We start from the raw sequence: 19,955 nt of genomic DNA, 5'->3' as shown, positions 1-19,955 counted from the left end.
ACCGGGAAAGTGGTCATGTAGCTTTGAAACGAAGGGTGTCGCTTTACCAGAGAAAAGATAGATGGCAAAGAAATGTGCAGAGGCAGAATCTGAGCTTTTTCAGATGGCGATGGAGTATCTTGCACGTCGGGATCATGCCGAGAAAGAGTTGCGTCAGAAGCTCAGAACCAAGCTGGATAAAGAAAATGAGCAGGCTGCACAATGGTTGGATTCTGTCATTCAGCGCTTGCAGGAGATGGGGTACCAAAGTGATGAACGCTATATCGAGATGCTGGTACGGGCTCGCACTGAAAGAGGCTATGGTCCGCAGTTTATCCGGCAGTATCTGCAGCAGTATCAGCTGGACAGCCTGCTGATAGAGGAGTACCTAGACCCGAAAGACAAAGTCTGGAATGAACGGGCACTGGCCCAGCTGGAAAAAAAGTTCCGCCAGCCGAATCAGGATTTTAAAGTGCGTCAGAAACAGCAGCGACACCTCTATCAACGGGGATTTTCCAGTGACAATATCCGTTGGGCGCAGGCACGATTTGATGAACAGGGTTTTCCGGATCATGATGATCTGTTTTGAAGATCTGCTTTAGGGGTTTCTGCGTCGCAAATTCCCGGACAGTACAAAAGTAATACTACCTTTCCTGTGGTTAGGTCTTATAATGTTGGCCTTTTATTTGGGATAAAAAGCCACACTTATCATTTATTCGGTGGAACATTTCTCCCCTTGCCCGCCTCCTTGTCAGGAAGCAGGGCCCTTAGACCATGTATTAGCCAACGGACCCAGTTGTATGAAAAGCGCAGAAATTCGCCAGGCTTTTTTGAACTTCTTTAAGTCAAAAGGCCATCAGATTGAATCCAGTAGCTCACTGGTGCCCGCCGATGATCCAACCCTGCTATTTACGAATGCAGGTATGAATCAGTTTAAAGATTGTTTCCTCGGTCTGGAAAAACGACCTTATACCCGTGCCACCACTTCCCAGAAATGTGTCCGTGCCGGTGGTAAGCATAATGACCTTGAAAACGTGGGTTATACCGCCCGTCACCACACTTTCTTCGAAATGCTGGGTAATTTCAGCTTTGGTGACTACTTTAAACAGGATGCAATCAACTACGCTTGGGAGTTTCTGACCTCCGGGCAATACATGGGCATCCCGAAAGAAAAGCTGTATGTCACTGTCTATGAATCCGATGATGAAGCCTATGGCATCTGGACGAAAGAAGTCGGCGTGCCTGAAGCACATATGATCCGCATCGGTGATAATAAGGGGGCTCCTTACGCTTCAGATAACTTCTGGGCGATGGGTGATACCGGGCCTTGTGGGCCGTGCACCGAAATTTTCTATGACCATGGTGCTGATATTGAAGGTGGCTTGCCAGGCACACCAGAAGAAGATGGTGATCGTTTCATCGAAATCTGGAACGTGGTCTTTATGCAGTTCAATCGTACCGCTGATGGCGAGATGCATCCTCTGCCGGCACCTTCTGTTGATACCGGTATGGGGCTGGAGCGTATCAGTGCAGTGATGCAGCATGTTCACTCTAATTACGAGATCGACCTGTTTCAGAACCTGCTAAAAGCAGTGGCTGAGGCCGTGGGTTGTGCAAACGATGATAACCCATCTCTAAAAGTCATAGCTGATCACATTCGCTCATGCAGCTTCCTGATTGCCGATGGAGTGATCCCTTCTAACGAAGGCCGTGGTTATGTGCTGCGCCGTATTATTCGTCGTGCCTGCCGCCACGGTAACAAGCTGGGTGCCAAAGGTCTCTTCTTCCACAAGGTGGTTGATGCTTTGGTGGCTGAGATGGGCGAAGCCTTCCCGGAACTGAAAACCCAGCGTGACACCATTGTGCGTCTGCTGAAGTCTGAGGAAGAACAGTTTGCTAAAACTCTGGAGCAGGGGCTGCGTATTCTGGAGCAGGATCTGACAGAGCTGGATGGCAAGGTGATTCCCGGTGACGTCGTGTTCAAGCTGTATGATACCTATGGTTTCCCGATGGATCTGACCGCAGATATCGCCCGTGAGCGTGATCTTGAGGTTGACGAAGACGGTTTTGAAGCTGCTATGGAAGCTCAGCGTGAGCGTGCCCGTGCTGGCAGTAGTTTCGGTCTGGATTACAACAGCCTGATCAAAGTGGACCAGGACACAGTATTTACCGGTTACGGCGCTACCCAGGGTGAAGGCAAGATCATTGCTCTATTCCGTGACGGTCAGGAAGTAGACAGCCTGAACGCAGGTGATGAAGGTGTGATCGTACTGGATCAGACACCTTTCTATGCAGAATCCGGTGGTCAGGTAGGGGATTGCGGTACGCTGATCTCAGATGCAAGTCGTTTTGATGTGCGCGATACGCAGAGAGCCTCTAACGCCCATGTACACCACGGTGTGTTGGTCGAGGGCTCTCTGGCGAAAGGCGATACCGTTAATGCTCAGGTTGAAGCGGATCTGCGCGACCGCACCGCCCGTAACCACTCGGCAACGCACCTGTTGCACGCTGCCCTGCGCCAGGTACTGGGTGAGCATGTTCAGCAGAAAGGCTCTCTGGTTGACAGTCAGCGATTCCGCTTCGATTTCAGCCACTTTGAAGCCATGACCGATGCGCAGATCGCTCAGGCGGAAGCCATTGTTAACGCTCAGATCCGTGCTAACACGCCGGTTCAGACTGAACTGATGGAGCTGGAAGCTGCGAAAGAGAAGGGCGCAATGGCGCTGTTCGGTGAGAAATACGCTGGTGAGGTTCGTGTACTGACCATGGGTGCCGGCTCTGATGAGAACAAGAGCTTCTCCATCGAGCTTTGTGGCGGTATCCACGCCAAGCGCACCGGTGATATCGGCTTTATCCGTATCACCTCTGAAGCAGGTATCGCATCCGGTGTCCGCCGTGTTGAAGCGGTGGCCGGTGCTGAAGCCCTGGCGTATACCCAGGAGCGTGAAGCGCAACTGTCTCAGGCATCAGCTCAGCTGAAAACCAAACCGGAACAGCTGGTTGAGCGTCTGACGGCCTCTATGGATCGCAGCAAACAGCTGGAAAAAGAGCTGGAGCAACTGAAAGCCAAGCTGGCCAGCGCTGCAGGCTCTGATCTGGCAGGTCAGGCGATTGAGATCGGTGATGTGAAGCTGCTGGCGATGCATGTTGAAGGTGCCGACGGTAAGTCTCTGCGTGACCTGATGGACCAGCTGAAGAATAAACTGGGCCGCTGTGCGCTGGTTCTGGCGGCAGTGAAGGATGATAAAGTATCTCTGATCGCAGGTGTCAGCAAAGACCTGACCGGACAGATTAAAGCAGGCGAGCTGGTTAACCATGTTGCCACTCAGGTTGGCGGCAAGGGTGGTGGCCGCCCGGATATGGCTCAGGCGGGTGGCAGTGATCCTGCTGCTCTGCCTGCAGCGCTGCAATCAGTACAGGCCTGGGTGGAATCCAAACTGGCCTGATATAGCGTTAAGGTCATAAACGCGCTCTTCGGTCCGAAGGGCGCTTTGCTGTGTGCCGGATTTCACTCCGGGTCTTAAAAGATTCTAAACCCGAAACAAGCCCGGTTTTTTCCGGGGAAAACAAACCCTAACGGAACGCTGATAATGGCTCTTTACGTTCAAAAATTTGGTGGCACCTCGGTTGGTTCCATCGAGCGTATCAAAGCCGTAGCTGAAAAAGTGAAAGGTTACCGTGCAGAGGGCCATGATGTTGTTGTCGTGGTCTCTGCAATGAGTGGTGAAACCAATCGCTTGATCGCGCTGGCTCATGAAATTAACGAAGAACCGACTCCCCGTGAAATGGATATGCTGGTATCCACCGGTGAGCAGGTGACTATCGCTCTGTTGTCGATGACTCTGAATACGCTGGGTTGCCCTGCGGTCTCTTACACCGGTCCACAGGTTAGCATTACCACCGACAGTTCTCACACAAAAGCCCGTATTAAACAGATCGATGATCAGAAGATCCGCAATGATCTGAATGAAGGTCGTGTGGTGGTCGTGGCAGGTTTTCAGGGAGCTGACGAAAACGGCAATATTACGACCCTCGGACGTGGTGGCTCTGACACTACAGGTGTCGCACTGGCCGCAGCCTTAAAAGCCGATGAGTGCCAGATCTTTACTGATGTGGATGGTGTTTACACCACAGACCCACGGGTTTGCTCCAAAGCAAAGCGTCTGGAAACCATTACCGTGGAAGAGATGCTGGAGCTAGCCAGTCTTGGTTCTAAGGTTCTGCAGATCCGCTCTGTTGAATTTGCCGGTAAATACAATGTTCCCCTACGGGTTTTGTCCAGTTTTGATGACCAAGGCCCGGGTACTCTGATTGTTGCTGAGGAAGCTGACGCGATGGAAGATCCATTAATCTCAGGTATCGCATTCACTGCGAATGAAGCCAAACTGACTGTTCTGAATGCACCGGACGTACCGGGTGTTGCCTCTAAGATTCTGGGCCCGGTGGGTGCCGCTAATATCGAAGTGGACATGATCGTACAGAACGTGGCTCCCGACGGTAAAACCACAGACTTTACCTTCACTGTCAGCCGTGGCGACTACAAAAAAGCCCGTGCTGTACTTGAAGGTGTGGTCGCTGAGCTGGGCTCAGGCGAGATCTCCGGTGACAACGCCATCGCAAAAGTATCTCTGGTGGGCGTGGGTATGCGCTCCCATGCAGGGGTTGCCTCCAGAATGTTCCAGGTTCTGTCTGATGAGGGTATCAATATTCGTATGGTGTCCACGTCCGAGATTAAAATCTCTGTGGTCATTGATGAAAAATTCATGGAGCTGGCTGTGCGTGCCCTGCACACCGCTTTTGGTCTGGACAAAGAAGAGGAATAGGCGCTCTTTCGTTTATTCTTTCCGGGCCTGACCTGGTAAAGCCTGCATTTTTCTGCAGGCTTTTTTTGTTCTGCTAGTCTTTTATTATCGCGTAGTTACTCGGCCCGTAGCCTGCTGGTCAGTTATATGGGTTCCTGATTAAGGCCACGATAGGTTCTGACTAATAGTCCGATAGTTTTTGCCGACAATCTTTTTTGAATCTGCTAACGTAATATTAAGCGTAAAGGTTCAATGGAAGTGATTAGTGAGATGTGGTCATTTTTTTACAGCAAAAAAGCAGATATCAGAATCTTATGACAGGAAAGTGTTGAGCTGCTGCTAATTTACCGCATAATATGCGCTCTTTTTACAAGATGGTCTCTACATCCATCTTTATAAAAGCCAGACCCTAACCGAGATAAGGTCTGGCAACCCGAGGAAATAAGGAGATTCAACGATGTTGATTTTAACCCGCCGTGTAGGCGAAACACTAATGATTGGCGATGAAGTAACCGTAACGGTTCTGGGTGTTAAAGGGAACCAGGTTCGTATCGGTGTTAATGCACCTAAAGAAGTTGCTGTTCACCGTGAAGAGATTTACCAGCGCATTCAGCGTGAGAAAGAAGACCCTGAAGGGAACTCATAGTAACCAGTGGTAACTATCGGGAAAATAACTAAATTTTTTTCGAAACTGGTATGGACAAGTTAAAAAAACGTGGTATTATTTGCCGCGTGTTTCGGAGAGGTGGCCGAGAGGCTGAAGGCGCTCCCCTGCTAAGGGAGTATAGGGTTTGTAGCCCTATCGAGGGTTCGAATCCCTCCTTCTCCGCCACATTTTTTTGATACGTTTGTTTTTTGAACGCTTATCATATAACCCGCTCGTAGCTCAGCTGGATAGAGTACCTGGCTACGAACCAGGCGGTCGGAGGTTCGAATCCTCCCGAGCGGGCCATTTAAAATGTGGTACTTGGTTGCTCCAAGTGAACGAAACTCTTTCAGGCAGAGTCAAAATATCTGAAATCACCCGCTCGTAGCTCAGCTGGATAGAGTACCTGGCTACGAACCAGGCGGTCGGAGGTTCGAATCCTCCCGAGCGGGCCATATTTTAAAAAGCTGTAGCTCATTGAGCTACAGCTTTTTTTATTTTCTGATGATTGCATTTTGATTTCAACCCAGAAAATAATCTGTTGCAGACACAGGTAAAACGTCTGATACCACCCGCTCGTAGCTCAGCTGGATAGAGTACCTGGCTACGAACCAGGCGGTCGGAGGTTCGAATCCTCCCGAGCGGGCCATTATTTGAAAAACCGCAGTCCTAGCAGGCTGCGGTTTTTTTTCGCCCGTACTTTTTTCTGACCAAGGCCGCTGGCCTACTCAGGCAGATAATGGGCGTAATGGCATTCACCGGCGGCACTTTGCTCCAGTAGTTGGAACATCTGCTCGGCATCCCGACAGGTTTTTACGGCATCAAACAAACTATCCACAGGCACTAATCCCTTCTTTATCATCCCCAACCATTGTTTGCCACGGGCGAGAAGAAACTTGCCAGGGTAATCTTGTAACTGCATGCGTCTTAGATAGATCAATAAGGCCGCACTCAAATCGGCTTGGCTGGGCAGTTGCGGGTTATCATCAAGAATCCGGCGGGCAAGATAGGGATCTGCTAACAAACCACGCCCCAGCATAAGATCAGTACAGCCGCTGACATCACGGCAGCGCCAGTAGTCGTCAGGACTCCAGATTTCGCCGTTGCCGATAATGGGTATGTGGCTGACTGCCCGTAGCTTGTCCAGCCACTGCCAATGGGCCGGAGGTTTATAACCGTCGGTCTTGGTGCGGGCGTGAACAACAAGCTCTGTGGCACCGCCCTCTTCAATTGCACTGAGATTGTCATAAGCCTGACGGGTGTCTTCATAGCCCAGGCGCATCTTGGCGGTCAGGCGGGCTGGGGTAGCTGCCAGTGCTTTAGAGCAGGCGGTGACAATATCGTGAATCAGCTCGGGTGTTTGCAGTAAAACGGCACCACCTTTATGTCGGTTAACGGTTTTTGCCGGGCAGCCAAAATTAAGATCAACCACTTGTGCGCCTAACGCAGCGGCTTTTTCAGCATGGGCGGCTAATAACTGAGGGTCACTGCCCAGAAGCTGAAAATGTACCGGGGTGCCCTGTGGGGTCTGGCTGGCTGTCAAAAGCTCGGGGCAGATGCGCATAAAGGCTCTTCTTGGCTGAAGCTCTGTGGTGACACGCATAAATTCGGTGACACAGAAATCCACACCGCCAATCTCGCTGATCAGTTGACGTACTCCGGCATCAACAACGCCCTCCATGGGGGCCAGAGCTATTCTGGCGTCTTGAGTCGGAGCCAGTGGTTTTGTATCCGCGAAGCTGCCTGCCTGCTGTCGCTCCGCTGGTGTTGAACGCTTCTGAGGTGTCACACTATTTTGCGGCGTCGCACTTTTCTTTGGTCTAGCTGCTTGCGGGTTAATCGTGGCTGTTTGAGGCATGGTATCTGACCGGATTTCTGTAGGGGTTACTCTGGTGTGGTGATCGGTCATCAACTGCTGTCGACCGGCATCGGGCTTTCTTTTAATTCAGTAGGCTATGATCTGAGATCTCACCTTCGAAGAGGGGCATCATATAACGCTCAGGGTTGTGATCATATAGCGCTAAAGGCATTAGACTAAAGCAGAGGTTCTGATCATTACACGGAAGGTGGGCTGACTTGCCAGTCTTAGATATTGTCAACAATAGACGGTAGTTTTATTGCCTGTGTTTATTAATCAAGGTAAATTAGCTCGGCTGCCGGGTCTGTGTCATGGGCGAGAGCATAGACCGGGCGGCTTGCAAAGCAATCAATATGTGTTGCAAGAGACAATAAAAATGGTGAAAGGCTAAGCAGTCTGACCCAACCAAAAACAAAACGAGGAATGGCTTAATGCACTCTTCTGAGCTGATCTCCGAAGGTATCAATCTGATGCTGTTCGGTATGGGGTTTGTTTTTGTTTTTCTGACGTTGCTGGTTTTTGTAACGGGTTTTATGTCCTCTACGGTCAATAAACTTGTTAAACCCGCTCCTGAGGTGACAAACAAGCCAGCTCCTGTAAGCGCATCTGCAGCCGGTAATCAGGATGAGCTGATCGCTGTGATGACAGCGGCGGTTCATAAGTACCGTTCCGGGCGTTAAACGTCCGTAAGTCAGGTATGTGATTCCGTTAAGTAAGAGCAGACGCTTTTTAGCCAATAAATCTCATTAATATGGAAAAGGCCAAACCCATGACCGAGTCCAAAAAACCACTAGGCATTACTGATGTCGTCCTGCGTGATGCCCATCAGTCCCTGTTCGCAACCCGATTGCGCCTTGATGACATGCTTCCCATTGCGGAGAAGCTGGATCAGGTCGGCTTCTGGTCGCTTGAATCCTGGGGCGGCGCGACATTTGACGCCTGTATCCGATATCTGGGTGAAGACCCGTGGGATCGTATTCGCGAGCTGAAAAAAGCGATGCCGAATACCCGTCACCAAATGCTGCTGCGTGGCCAGAACCTTCTTGGCTACCGTCATTATGCTGACGATGTGGTTGATAAATTTGTCGAACGCGCCGCAACAAACGGTGTGGATGTATTCCGTGTATTTGACGCGATGAATGATCCCCGTAACCTGAAGCGCGCGCTTGAGGCGGTTAAAAAGGTAGGTAAGCATGCCCAAGGCACGCTGTCTTACACCACCAGCCCAGTCCATAATCTGGACGCTTGGTTGAGCCTGGCCAAAGAGATCGAAGATATGGGTGCAGACTCTATCGCGATCAAAGATATGGCCGGCATTATGACCCCTTACGATGCCTATGAATTAGTATCTCGCCTTAAGTCAGAGACCGATCTGGAAGTACAGCTGCATGCGCATGCAACTTCCGGTTTGTCTGATATGACGATTCTGAAAGCGGTAGAAGCCGGTATTGACCGTGTGGATTCTGCGATCTCTTCTATGTCGATGACCTATGGTCATACGGCGACTGAATCTGTTGTGGCTGCCCTGAAGGGAACAGATCGTGACACTGGTCTGGATCTGCTTCTGCTGGAAGACATTGCGGCTTACTTCCGTCAGGTTCGCAAGAAGTATGCGAAGTTTGAAGGTGCGCTGCGTGGTACGGACTCCCGTATTCTGGTGGCACAGGTTCCCGGCGGTATGCTGACCAATATGGAAAGCCAGCTGCGGGAGCAGGGGGCCGGTGATAAGTTCGATGAGGTTCTGGCTGAGATTCCACGGGTACGTGAAGATCTGGGACACATTCCTCTGGTGACGCCAACCTCTCAGATTGTGGGTACTCAGGCGGTACTGAACGTACTGACCGGTGAGCGTTATAAGAGTATCTCGAAAGAGACTCAGGGCATTCTGAAGGGTGAGTACGGTTCTGCACCGGCGCCTTTTAATGCTGAGCTGCAGGCTCGGGTTCTGGATGGTGCCGAAGCGATTACCTGCCGACCGGCAGATCTGCTTGAGTCTGAGGTGGAGAAACTGACCACTGAACTGGGCAAACTGTCAAAAGAGAAAGGTTTCAGCCTTGCCTCTGAGTCCATTGATGATGTGCTGACTTATGCGCTGTTCCCTCAGATTGGCCTGAAATTCCTGGAAAATCGTGGTAACCCGGATGCATTTGAGCCCGTCCCAACAGAAGAAGAAGGTACAAAAGCCGTGAGCAGCAATAAAAATACCGGTCCTGAAGTTTATACCATCACCGTTAACGGCCAGAACTATGTGGTTCAGGTAACTGAGGGTGGTGATATCTCTAACGTACAGCCTGCAGCAGCACCCGCTCCGGCGGCGGCCCCGGTAGTGTCCGGTGGTGAGCCTGTTGGTGCGCCTCTTGCCGGTAACATCTTCAAAGTGCTGGTTAACCCCGGTCAGGCGGTTCAGGAAGGTGATGTCATCATTATTCTGGAAGCGATGAAGATGGAAACTGAAGTACGGGCACCACGCTCTGGTACGATTGGTAGTGTCGATGTTCGTGAAGGTGATGCTGTCACTGTTGGCGATACTTTGGTGACGCTGTAAGTCCTGCTGAAACAACGAGGTTGATCAAATGGAACAACTTTTGAGCTTATGGCAGGGCTCGGGTCTTTATAATATGGGCTTAGGCCAGCTGACGATGATTGTCATCTGTATGCTGCTGCTTTATCTGGCCATTGTGAAGAACTTTGAACCACTGCTGCTGGTTCCCATCGGTTTTGGCGGTCTTTTGGCCAACATTCCTGAGGCGGGACTGGCGTTATCGGCGGCTGAACAGGCGATTCATTTCGCTAAACCTGAAGTGCTGGCGGCCATTGCCCAGGCTCTGGATGCGAATACTGCAGACCCTGCGGTACTCAAGCATCTGGTGCATGAAACTGGCCCGAGTGCTTATGCTGCAGCACAGTTGGCGGCTCAGGATGCCGGTTATAGTAACGGTATGCTGTATAGCTTCTATTCTGTGGCTATCGGTAGTGGTATTGCCCCTCTGGTGATCTTTATGGGTGTCGGGGCGATGACCGATTTTGGTCCTTTGCTGGCGAATCCTAAAACGCTTTTCCTGGGGGCAGCGGCTCAGTTCGGTATCTTTGCAACGGTACTGGGTGCGGTTGGCTTGTCCGCTATGGGGTTGATGGACTTTTCCGTTCAGCAAGCTGCGGCTATCGGTATTATTGGTGGTGCAGATGGCCCGACATCTATCTATGTGGCAAGTCTGCTGGCTCCTGAACTTCTGGGTGCGATTGCGGTTGCGTCCTACTCTTACATGGCTCTGGTGCCTCTGATTCAGCCGCCGATTATGCGTGCGCTGACCACTCCGGAGGAGCGTAAGATTGAGATGGTTCAGCTGCGTACCGTGACCCGTGCAGAAAAGATCATTTTCCCATTGGCTCTGTTGGTATTGGTGGCGCTTCTGCTGCCGGACGCCGCGCCACTGCTGGGTATGTTCTGTTTCGGTAACCTGATGAAGGAATCCGGTGTGGTGGATCGTCTGAGTGATACGGCTCAGAATGCGTTGATTAACATCACTACCATCTTCCTGGGGCTGTCCGTTGGCTCCAAGCTGATTGCGGATAAGTTCCTCGCAGTGGAAACACTGGGTATTCTGGCACTGGGTATTGTGGCATTTGGTATCGGCACAGGTTGCGGTGTTCTGATGGCGAAGCTGATGAACAAGATGACCAAGACTCCGGTGAACCCGCTGATCGGTTCTGCTGGTGTTTCTGCAGTGCCTATGGCGGCTCGGGTTTCCAACAAGCTCGGACTGGAATATAACCCGCACAACTTCCTGCTGATGCATGCCATGGGGCCAAATGTGGCTGGTGTAATCGGCTCGGCGGTTGCTGCCGGTGTGATGATCAAGTATCTCGGTGGCTAAGCTGTTGCTGGGTTGATCGGAACAAAAAAACCACCGTGACTTATCACGGTGGTTTTTTTATGGAAACTATACCGATATACCCTGCAGGAAGCCTCAGGTCGATTCTTTGATAAACAGCTGAATAAAGCTATTGAACAGCTTCTCATCAAAGTGGTGCGACATCTTATCTTTCATCAGCTTTAGTGCTTCAAATACCGTCATACCTTTCTTATAGGATCGCTCAGCGGTCAGAGCATCGTAGATATCAGCCAGTGCGCAGATCTGGCCAAATTGGTGAAACTCATCTCCTTTTAAGCCGTAGGGGTAGCCTGTGCCATCAATTTTCTCATGGTGTTGCAGCACGGTAATTTCACGGATCTCATCAAGGGAGTTTGCCTGCCTCAGCAACTCGGCACCCCGTTCAGGGTGATTGCGCATAATGGCAAACTCTTCATCGGTTAACCTGCCAGGCTTGTTCAGAATACCAGGGTCAACCTGTGACTTGCCGATATCATGCAAAAAGAAGCCAACACCGAGTTCTTTCATCAGGTTATCGTCAGCTGTTTTGAGCATATGTTTGGCGATCAGCAGGGATTTGACACCGACGTTGACGCAGTGAGTATAGGTATAGTAATCGTGAGAGGTGATGCGCAGAAGGCTGCCGGAGACATCCTCGTCCGCGATAACGCACTCTGCCAATGCGATGATCGGTTGGCTTGTCTCTTCGATCAGCTGCTCTGTAACAGGCTCGTTCATCAGGTTATGCATCAGATCGCTGCAATGTTCAAATACAGCCGAGGCTTTCTCTTTGGCTGGTATTGATGCATTGAGAACAAGGCTGAGTTCCTCGGATGGGCGGTTTTTTTTGCCCCATTCACTTGGGTCTTCTGTAGGATGGTTTGCAGGGAGTTTTACCAGAGGCTCCGTTGTCATGGTGTTCAGTTGTGACGGTCTCACGAATTAATCCTTTAAATGTGTCTTAGCTTAATAAGATTGAAGGCAGTGTTATGTTAGATATTATTGATGTATATCATAGAATATTTTAAGAAGTGGATAACCTCGGAAAAACCCTGAGTTACTTTATTTAGTCGGATTTATTGGCATGGTATCTATTTGCAATTATTTGTATGCAGTTATGTTGTTGAGCGCCATTCACAGAAATATAACAAGCTGCCTTTTCGATACCCGTTTTCAGTCAACAAACTTAACGCCATAATAGGTGTTCATTTGACCAAAGCGATAGTTATGGACTTCTTAGCAGCGTTTTCTCCACTGACCTCAGTGGTCATTCTGATCATTATGGCACTGACCCTTTATTTTCATGGGCCGGTTTATTCTTTGCGCACGGTAAACGCAGCGCCTTCGATTCTGACCAGTATCGGAATTTTTGGTACGTTTCTGGGGGTTGCTTTGGGTCTGATGGATTTTGATACCACGGACATTGAAGGCAGCGTTCCCCAGCTGATCGAAGGTCTTAAGACCGCATTTTGGTCTTCGATTGCGGGTCTTTTGGCGGCGATGAGTATTAAGCTGCGTCACGTTATTAAGCATGTTCGCAATTACGAGACCGAAACCAAATATACCGGCGCGACGGTGGATGATCTGGCAACCCTGTTGGGGGACATTCGTCTGGTGTTGAATAAAACCGGTCTGGCTGATATTGGCGATAATATACAGGCCGGAACCAAAGGGTTGGAGCAGCATCTGGGGCGACTGGAAACCGTGATCAGCCAGTATCAGGAGGAGATGGTATCCGCCAACAGTAACGCGTTAACATCAGCGATTACGGAGCTGATGACCAGCTTTAACGATAAAATTACCGTGCAATATGGTGATAACTTCCGGCAGCTGAACCAGGCGGTTGGTCGTATGGTTGAATGGCAGGAAAACTATAAAGGCGAGCTGGCTAAACTGCTTGAGCAGCAAAAAGCCAATGGCGATGTATTGGATAAAGCCACAGAAGCCTACCAAACCATGGTGCAGCATACTCAGGCCTTTAATGAAGTTTCCGAAAAACTGGGTGGCGTCATGACAGGTCTGCAGCAGCAGTCAAACTCGTTAGGCAGCTACCTTGATAGCTTGGCAAGTTTGGTGAGTAAGGCTTCCGATGGCTTGCCCGCCCTTGAAGGTCGCATTATGGCTCTGACAGAAGAGCTTGCCGGAGGCATACGGGAGAGTCATAAACAGATGAATGATCTGCTGACACAGACCTCCGCCACCATTGAGAAAACCGTTATTACCGTCAACCAGCAACTAGTCACTGATATGGAGCAGGTTAACAGTCGCCATCATGATGTGGTGCTGCAGATGCTTGACCGGAATGAGAAACAGTTGGTACGTATGGACAATGCCATGGAGCAGGAGCTAACCCATGCCCTGCAAACCTTTGGCGGACAGCTAACAGCGCTATCTGAAAAATTTGTCAGCGATTACTTACCACTGACTGAAAAATTGCGCCAGGTTGTTCAGATCTCAGCCCAGCTGCCAGGGGAGGGACGATCCGTATCAGGAGCAGCCAAAGGTTCTGCAGCGGGCAGCAGCCGACCTGTACCTGCAACCGCTGAGCCCCATGCTGCTAGGGTTGATAATACTGAGGCTGGCAAGACGAAGGCGGATAGTACGAAGGTCGATAGTACCAAGGTCGATAGTACCAAGACGGATAGTTCTAAGGTGGCTAGTACCAAGACCGATAGTTCTAAGGTGGCTAGTACCAAGACCGATAATACCAGTGCCCATGGTGCTGATTCCGCAGTACTTGCGCCTGTACCTTCTGCAGCTAAAACACAGGAAGCGGATAGTGCCAATGTGCCGTTGCGGCCCGGGCGTAGGGCTGCCAGAGCCGGAAGGAATGTGAAGTGAACCAACTGGGCCCGCAACAGGATGAAGAAGAAAGCCTGACCGCTGAAGAGGGTGCGCACTGGGTTGCCGTTAGTGACCTTATGGCGGGGCTGATGATGGTTTTCCTGTTGGTCGCTGTGGCGTATATGGTGATTCTTGAGCGGGAAACGGAAAAAATTAAGCAAGTGGCGCTGCTATACCAGGATCTGCGCGAACAGCTGTACCAGGATCTTTATAATGAGTTTAAAGATGATCTGCCGCGCTGGGGGGCCGAGTTGAAAGCCGAAGACCTGAGTCTTCAGTTTTATAATACGGATGTGATGTTTGACTTGGGGCAGTCATCACTTCAGCCTGAGTTTGAGGAAATTCTGGCGGATTTTTTCCCCCGTTACGCCCGCATTATTACCTCGGATAAATATCGTTATGATATTTCTGAGGTTCGTATCGAGGGCCATACCTCAAGTGACTGGACCAATGCCCGTAGTGTCGATGAAGCTTACATCAACAATATGCGCCTGTCTCAGGCACGTACCCGTTCGGCACTGGGGTATGTGCTCTCTCTGCCGGAAGTGAACTACCAGAAAGAGTGGTTGAAGGGTCATCTGACCGCTAATGGCCTTTCTTCATCTAAGTTGGTGATCGATACGGTTGGGCAGGAGAACAGCGAGCGATCCCGGCGTGTTGAATTCCGCCTGCGAACCGATGCAGATTCCCGGATTCGTGAAATTCTGAAAGATGCCCTGGATAAATAATGCGCAGGATAAATGAGAGCGCTGACTGTTGGATGAAGGCTCTGGCGGATGAGGGCATAGATTAAGCAATGAAATTACCGGATTTTAATCAGCATGAAGGTATGCTCTCTCTGCGCCGTCGGATGAATGCCCGTAGGCCGGGACATTTTGTTTTGTTTGACGCCAGTAAACACCTTACCGGTCAGGAGCGTTCCAGACTGGAAAATCAGGGGGTTAAAACCACCTACGACAGTATCCGGGTTTTACCGGATCAGACATTGGCGATTAAAAATGGCAGGGTTGTTGTGTTCTTTGCTGATGAAGGTGTTCTACAAAAAGAAGAGGGTAAACCGACCCGAAAGAGAGAAAAAGAGCACTTTCATGTTGCGGGTTGCGGTGTTTTACAGGCGCGCCATCATGAGCCTCTGGTGGCAACAACCTGCCTGTCGTCACCCTTTCCTGTGCCAGCAGATGAACACAAGCGCCGTAGTCTGACGGTCTGTCCAGCGTGCCTTGCTCTGCTGTCTTATAGAGGGTTCAGTCTTACGCGCAACCGCAGGATACGCTATAGCGAAGGTTTACTGAGAGGGTTCCAGCTGCAGGACTTTTTTCGGATCTATACCCTATACCCAGTTCGTATTGAGGGGCATTTGTAGCCCCTCCCGGCGGTACTGCTCTATTTAATGGTGAGTGCCATCTCACTTACTGATGCTATTGCATCTTATTTAATAACTTCGACTTCAGCTTTAATTGAATTGGCAATAAAGCAATTCTTATGGGCTCCGTCATGCAGCCTGTCCAGTTCTGCTTCTGTTGGCTGCTTGTCACCACCAAAAGTGATTGAAGGGTGTAGTTCTATCCGACTGACCACTTTTCCGCGTTCTGCTTTGGTCAGAAAGCCAACGGCATCATCCTGATAGCTTTCAACTGTAAAACCTTTAATATCGGCAATGGCCAGAAAGGTCAGCATATGACAACTGGAAACGGCAGCGACCAGCATCTGCTCCGGGTCTGAGCACTGAGCATCTCCCATAAAACCAGCGGCTGAAGAGGCGTTAATAGTTTGCTCGCCATTCAATACAAGAGTGTGATTCCGGCAGAAAGTGCTGTTGTCTTCCGGGTGTGCTTTACGCTGCCAATTAAGTTGGGCGCGATGTTCTGACATGGAATATTCCTTTTTCAAATTAAATATGCTGATTTCAGGTAGAACCCCAGGCTAATGCCGATCACATAAGTTTTTTCTAATATTTATATGCCGCTTAGTCAATAGCTTAACAGCAGATGGTCAGGTCGTGTAGGTCGCTAAAACTAAAGAAAGAGGCTTAAGAGTTACTGAAGCTGAGAGCATGACAATAAAGAAATGGCAGGCAATAAAAAACCCAGCAGGGTGACTGCTGGGTTTTGGTATTCAATGGTGGGCCTGCTCGGACTTGAACCGAGGACCTAACGATTATGAGTCGTGTGCTCTAACCAACTGAGCTACAGGCCCTAAAGTTATCCGGCGCTTTTAACAGAAACTGAGCCGTAAAACTTAAGTGGGCAGAATTGTACAAAAGCTGAGCCGGATTCGCCAGTGTTTAAGTACGCAAACTGATTGATAAATTTGAGTTTTCTGTCTGAAACAGGATCAGGGTGATGGTTATTGCCTCTCAGGCACTTTGTTTTATCCTCTGGCGCGCAAGGGTTTTATCTTCTGGGGCATAATGACCCGCTATTTTGCTTTGGCATTTTTTTTATGAAAAACTGCAAAAAGTTGTTGTAAAGCCATAAAGTCATGCTCTAATAGAGATACTGCAGCTTAAGTTGCAGAGGCAATGATGGAACGTCCTTTGGATGAACCATGTAAGATTTTATTCCCGGTGAGTCCGGGCGCAAGCAAGAGTAAAGAGGACGTTATGTCAGGTTTAATTACTGGTACTGTTAAATGGTTTAACGACGAAAAAGGTTTTGGCTTTATTTCTCGTGAAGGCGACAGCGATGTATTCGTACATTTCCGCGCCATTAACGGTACTGGCCGTCGTAGCCTTGAAGAAGGTCAGCAGGTTACTTTTGAAGTAACTCAAGGCCAGAAAGGCCCTCAGGCTGAGAACGTAACTGTAGTCTAATGATTACAGCTTCGTTTGACCTGAATACCCGCTTATCCTGGCGGGTATTTTTTTGCCTGAAAATACTCTGATACCACATCGACTACCCAGACCGTAAGTACACCCGTGTCTCCCTCCCGGATCTGAAACCTGACATCTGCCTGCATCAGGCGTATTCCGTAGATTTTTTCGTCAGCTTTGCCATGGCGGTATGCTGGCCGAGGATCTTGCTGTAATACCTGCTCGATCAGGGATTTTATCGCACCGTGCTGTTTTTCATAGGCATTCAGTGCGGCTTTACCTTCCGGTGCCCAGAAGACAGGGTGGCTCACTGGCGCATCCGGGGCAAATGCACTTCTGGCATCCTCTACTTTATCCACATAGGGAATATAGGGCTTTATATCCAGTACCGGCGTACCCTCCACCAGATCCAATCCGCTGATGTGGATAAGTACCTCCTTACCGGTGAACGCGATCCCTTCGAGCCTGACCACAGATAAACCCAGTGGATTAGGGCGAAATGTGGCCCGGGTTGCAAAAACCCCCAGACGCTCATTGCCCCCGAGGCGAGGAGGGCGCACGGTGGGTTTCCACTCATCCCGCAGACATTGATGAAAAACAAACTGTACCCAAATGTGTGTGTTGTCCTCTAGCCCCCGAACAGCCTCCGGCAGGTTATAAGGTGGCAGTAGTCGGATAGTGCCTGTTGATGCCGGAGCCAGACCCGGCTGACGGGGAATGCCAAATTTCTCCTTATAACAGGAGTGAACAACACCAATTGGAGAAAACGATAAAGTCTTAAGCAAAGAGATATCCTCAGAAGCAGTAACAAGCCGACAATCAATTAATTTTAACCCAAATGACACTGAGTGAGATAAGTCACCCCATTGGCTTCGCAGTTTCCCAAGAGAATAAAGCCTGCTAGACTGCTTTTTTTAGAAGTTGGAAGAAAAAATGACCCGCAATAAAGTACTTGTTAGTGCCTGTCTGCTTGGCGAGCGTGTGCGTTATGACGGCTCCTCCCGTCCGGTCGCTCATACCATTCTGGATCAATGGCAGCAGGAAGAGCGCCTTGTTTCTGTTTGCCCTGAAACCCTTGGTGGTCTGCTGGTTCCAAGGCCTGCAGCAGAGATACAGGTAGGTTTCGATGGTAAAGATATTTTCCATGAAGAGGGAAAAGTGATTACCCGCCAGGGGCATAATGTCAGTCAGTATTTTGTGCGGGGTGCCCGCAAAACACAGGAACTGGCACTGAAGGAAGAAATTGCGGTTGCGGTTCTGAAAGCAAATAGTCCTTCCTGCGGCAATCAGCAGATCTACAGTGGCGAGTTCAGTAAGCAACTTCGTGATGGGCAGGGGGTTACAGCTGCGGCACTGGAAGAAGCGGGTATTAAAGTATTCAATGAACATCAGCTGGAAGAGGCAGATGCTTATCTGGTATCACTTGAAGAACCGCTTACAGCATCGGCAGATGCCTGAGTAAATTGTTCCGCAATGGCTGTCTAGGATCTTTATGAGTTTTGAGTTTTTTCTGGCTTTTCTTCTGGCCTCGGTTCTGATCAGTGTGTCTCCCGGTGCTGGCGCTGTGAACACTATGAGCAATGGCCTTCGTTATGGTGTGCGTAAAAGCATGCCTGCTATTCTTGGATTACAGCTTGGCTATGGTGCCCAGGTGATTATTGTTGGCGTTGGCCTAGGTGCACTTCTGGCATCGTCTGAGATTGCTTTCAGTTTGGTCAAGTGGCTGGGCGCTGCTTATCTGATTTGGCTGGGGTATCAGAAGTGGCGACAGGAGCCGCTATCTCTGGATGCAAAACAACAGCAGGATGTTGAAAGTGGTCGGCGACGTTTCTGGCAAGCGGCATTTGTAAATCTGGTCAACCCTAAGGCAACGGTGTTTCTGGTCGCCCTGTTTCCGCAGTTTATCGTGGCAGATGCTCCTCAGTTGCCACAATTTCTGATTATGGGGGTAACCCTGATAATCGTCGATATACTGGTGATGGTGGGTTATGCCTCTCTGGCAGCTAAGCTCAGTGGCTGGTTTAAAGACCCTAAACATCAGAAATCCCAGAATCGTGTTTTTGGCGGTATGTTTATGGCAGCCGGAACAGCATTGGCTTCTTACAGCCGGGGATGAAGTGCGCCAGCCAAAGCAGGCCGGTATAGGCGTCTGTTTCAAAACTTGAGGTTAACTCAAAATTTTACAGGCGCGCCATCCGACATATTGAGGCTGGCGAAATGCAGGCTATCAGATCTCTACCAGGCGCATAGAGAGATCGACAGCTTTACAGTCCTTGGTCAGCGCACCGATGGAGATGTAGTCAACGCCGGTTAAGGCAATATCACGCAGAGTTTCATCGGTTACACCACCTGATGCTTCAAGCTTAGCCCGGCCGTCGGCTACTTTTACAGCTTCCCGCATCATGCTGAGGGAGAAATTATCAATCATAATGATATCGGCACTGGCATCCAGAGCTTCATTCAATTCATCCAGGTTTTCCACCTCCACCTCCACCGGTTTGCCCGGAGCGACTGAGCGCGCACGCTCAACAGAGGCTGCAATGGAGCCGCAGGCAGAAATATGGTTTTCTTTAATAAGAAAAGCATCATACAAACCGATGCGATGGTTAAAGCAGCCGCCACAGGTTACAGCATATTTCTGGGCTAAACGCAGACCCGGAATTGTTTTGCGGGTATCCAGCAGCTGGACTCTTGTATCAGATACCAGATCCGCATATTGTTGACAGCGTGTTGCTGTACCGGATAGGGATTGTACAAAGTTCAGGGCACAGCGCTCGCCAGTCAGCAAAGAGCGTGCAGAGCCTTCGAGATAAAAGAGTACCTGGTTACGAATAACACGTTCACCATCTTTGGCTTGCCAGATAACGTTGACTTCAGGGTCTATCTGACGAAAAACCTCATCTACCCAGGCTGTGCCGCATAGCACTGCATCGTCACGAGTGATAACCCGTGCCCGGGCCTGACGTTCTTCTGGGATTAGCATTGCGGTAATATCACCAGCGCCCACGTCCTCGGCAATAGCCCCGGCAACTTGTTCAGGAATACTCTTTTTTAGCAAGGGGGGCATGGACATAAACAACCTCGGGGCCAATGGATAAAATGCTGCGGCTATTATAAAGACAAACGGCAATAAAAACAGCAA

General features: G+C 50.0%; 18 protein-coding genes and 5 tRNA genes. 17 read left to right on the top strand and 6 right to left on the bottom strand.

Features of this window, described 5'->3' with window-relative positions:
- The first annotated feature begins 61 nt into the window (after positions 1-61).
- From ACN0R8_RS03975 to ACN0R8_RS03940, 8 genes are all read left to right on the top strand, one after another.
- Positions 62-568 (top strand): regulatory protein RecX, encoded by a 507-nt coding sequence (locus ACN0R8_RS03975; RefSeq protein ID WP_417595312.1) that lies wholly within the window; start codon positions 62-64, stop codon positions 566-568.
- A 211-nt stretch (positions 569-779) separates the two neighbouring features.
- On the top strand, positions 780-3,425 hold the full coding sequence (gene alaS / locus ACN0R8_RS03970) for an alanine--tRNA ligase (RefSeq protein ID WP_417595310.1): 2,646 nt from the start codon (positions 780-782) through the stop codon (positions 3,423-3,425).
- A 144-nt stretch (positions 3,426-3,569) separates the two neighbouring features.
- Positions 3,570-4,802, top strand: a complete 1,233-nt coding sequence (locus tag ACN0R8_RS03965) for an aspartate kinase (protein WP_417595308.1) — start codon at positions 3,570-3,572, stop codon at positions 4,800-4,802.
- Between the two features lie 436 nt (positions 4,803-5,238).
- The gene (gene csrA, locus ACN0R8_RS03960; protein WP_417595306.1) at positions 5,239-5,427 is read left to right on the top strand and encodes a carbon storage regulator CsrA; all 189 of its coding nucleotides are present in this window, start codon (positions 5,239-5,241) and stop codon (positions 5,425-5,427) included.
- Positions 5,428-5,520: 93 nt separating this feature from the next.
- Positions 5,521-5,613: transfer RNA gene (locus ACN0R8_RS03955), tRNA-Ser, on the top strand.
- A gap of 43 nt (positions 5,614-5,656) precedes the next feature.
- Positions 5,657-5,733: transfer RNA gene (locus tag ACN0R8_RS03950), tRNA-Arg, on the top strand.
- Positions 5,734-5,805: 72 nt separating this feature from the next.
- Positions 5,806-5,882: transfer RNA gene (locus ACN0R8_RS03945), tRNA-Arg, on the top strand.
- A 117-nt stretch (positions 5,883-5,999) separates the two neighbouring features.
- Positions 6,000-6,076, top strand: a tRNA-Arg gene (locus tag ACN0R8_RS03940).
- A gap of 75 nt (positions 6,077-6,151) precedes the next feature.
- On the opposite strand, the gene ACN0R8_RS03935 is transcribed toward ACN0R8_RS03940, so the two are convergent.
- Positions 6,152-7,285 (bottom strand): tRNA dihydrouridine synthase, encoded by a 1,134-nt coding sequence (locus tag ACN0R8_RS03935; protein ID WP_417595304.1) that lies wholly within the window; start codon positions 7,283-7,285, stop codon positions 6,152-6,154.
- 431 nt (positions 7,286-7,716) lie between these two features.
- On the opposite strand from ACN0R8_RS03935, the gene ACN0R8_RS03930 reads away from it, so the two are divergent.
- From ACN0R8_RS03930 to ACN0R8_RS03920, 3 genes are all read left to right on the top strand, one after another.
- Positions 7,717-7,965, top strand: coding sequence for an OadG family protein (locus ACN0R8_RS03930; protein ID WP_417595302.1), 249 nt, complete (start codon positions 7,717-7,719; stop codon positions 7,963-7,965).
- An 89-nt stretch (positions 7,966-8,054) separates the two neighbouring features.
- Positions 8,055-9,830: a sodium-extruding oxaloacetate decarboxylase subunit alpha gene (gene oadA, locus ACN0R8_RS03925; protein WP_417595300.1), complete on the top strand. Its 1,776-nt coding sequence runs from the start codon at positions 8,055-8,057 to the stop codon at positions 9,828-9,830.
- Positions 9,831-9,858: 28 nt separating this feature from the next.
- The gene (locus tag ACN0R8_RS03920; RefSeq protein ID WP_417595298.1) at positions 9,859-11,160 is read left to right on the top strand and encodes a sodium ion-translocating decarboxylase subunit beta; all 1,302 of its coding nucleotides are present in this window, start codon (positions 9,859-9,861) and stop codon (positions 11,158-11,160) included.
- Positions 11,161-11,253: 93 nt separating this feature from the next.
- On the opposite strand, the gene ACN0R8_RS03915 is transcribed toward ACN0R8_RS03920, so the two are convergent.
- Positions 11,254-12,096 carry an HD-GYP domain-containing protein gene (locus ACN0R8_RS03915; RefSeq protein ID WP_417595296.1) on the bottom strand — a complete coding sequence of 281 codons (843 nt, stop codon included), beginning with the start codon at positions 12,094-12,096 and terminating at the stop codon, positions 11,254-11,256.
- A gap of 288 nt (positions 12,097-12,384) precedes the next feature.
- Between ACN0R8_RS03915 and ACN0R8_RS03910 the strand changes: the two genes are divergently transcribed.
- The 3 genes from ACN0R8_RS03910 (at position 12,385) to ACN0R8_RS03900 (ending at position 15,364) form a co-directional block, all read left to right on the top strand.
- Positions 12,385-13,998 carry a hypothetical protein gene (locus ACN0R8_RS03910; protein WP_417595294.1) on the top strand — a complete coding sequence of 538 codons (1,614 nt, stop codon included), beginning with the start codon at positions 12,385-12,387 and terminating at the stop codon, positions 13,996-13,998.
- Positions 13,995-14,729: an OmpA/MotB family protein gene (locus ACN0R8_RS03905; protein ID WP_417595292.1), complete on the top strand. Its 735-nt coding sequence runs from the start codon at positions 13,995-13,997 to the stop codon at positions 14,727-14,729. Before ACN0R8_RS03910 ends, ACN0R8_RS03905 begins: the two co-directional genes overlap by 4 nt.
- Positions 14,730-14,797: 68 nt before the next feature.
- On the top strand, positions 14,798-15,364 hold the full coding sequence (locus ACN0R8_RS03900) for a hypothetical protein (RefSeq protein ID WP_417595290.1): 567 nt from the start codon (positions 14,798-14,800) through the stop codon (positions 15,362-15,364).
- 65 nt (positions 15,365-15,429) lie between these two features.
- Here the strand turns inward: ACN0R8_RS03900 and ACN0R8_RS03895 are convergent, their stop codons facing one another.
- Positions 15,430-15,873, bottom strand: a complete 444-nt coding sequence (locus ACN0R8_RS03895) for an OsmC family protein (RefSeq protein WP_417595288.1) — start codon at positions 15,871-15,873, stop codon at positions 15,430-15,432.
- Between the two features lie 247 nt (positions 15,874-16,120).
- A tRNA-Ile gene (locus tag ACN0R8_RS03890) sits at positions 16,121-16,197 on the bottom strand.
- A gap of 406 nt (positions 16,198-16,603) precedes the next feature.
- On the opposite strand from ACN0R8_RS03890, the gene ACN0R8_RS03885 reads away from it, so the two are divergent.
- Positions 16,604-16,813, top strand: a complete 210-nt coding sequence (locus ACN0R8_RS03885) for a cold-shock protein (RefSeq protein ID WP_028303926.1) — start codon at positions 16,604-16,606, stop codon at positions 16,811-16,813.
- Between the two features lie 32 nt (positions 16,814-16,845).
- Here ACN0R8_RS03885 and tsaA read toward each other — a convergent pair whose 3' ends face one another.
- On the bottom strand, positions 16,846-17,598 hold the full coding sequence (gene tsaA, locus ACN0R8_RS03880) for a tRNA (N6-threonylcarbamoyladenosine(37)-N6)-methyltransferase TrmO (RefSeq protein WP_417595286.1): 753 nt from the start codon (positions 17,596-17,598) through the stop codon (positions 16,846-16,848).
- Positions 17,599-17,746: 148 nt separating this feature from the next.
- Between tsaA and ACN0R8_RS03875 the strand changes: the two genes are divergently transcribed.
- Together ACN0R8_RS03875 and rhtB are read left to right on the top strand one after the other, a co-directional pair.
- Positions 17,747-18,271, top strand: coding sequence for a DUF523 domain-containing protein (locus tag ACN0R8_RS03875; protein ID WP_417595284.1), 525 nt, complete (start codon positions 17,747-17,749; stop codon positions 18,269-18,271).
- A 34-nt stretch (positions 18,272-18,305) separates the two neighbouring features.
- Complete coding sequence (gene rhtB / locus ACN0R8_RS03870; protein ID WP_417595282.1) at positions 18,306-18,929, top strand: homoserine/homoserine lactone efflux protein; 624 nt, start codon at positions 18,306-18,308, stop codon at positions 18,927-18,929.
- A 111-nt stretch (positions 18,930-19,040) separates the two neighbouring features.
- Here the strand turns inward: rhtB and nadC are convergent, their stop codons facing one another.
- On the bottom strand, positions 19,041-19,886 hold the full coding sequence (nadC, locus tag ACN0R8_RS03865; protein ID WP_417595280.1) for a carboxylating nicotinate-nucleotide diphosphorylase: 846 nt from the start codon (positions 19,884-19,886) through the stop codon (positions 19,041-19,043).
- Between the last annotated feature and the right edge of the window lie 69 nt (positions 19,887-19,955).

The organism is Oceanospirillum sp. (assembly GCF_048265165.1).
In the GTDB taxonomy this organism is placed as follows: Bacteria; Pseudomonadota; Gammaproteobacteria; order Pseudomonadales; family Halomonadaceae; genus Oceanospirillum.
Note: the sequence above shows the minus strand (reverse complement) of the source record. Positions and strands in the feature narration are given on the sequence as shown.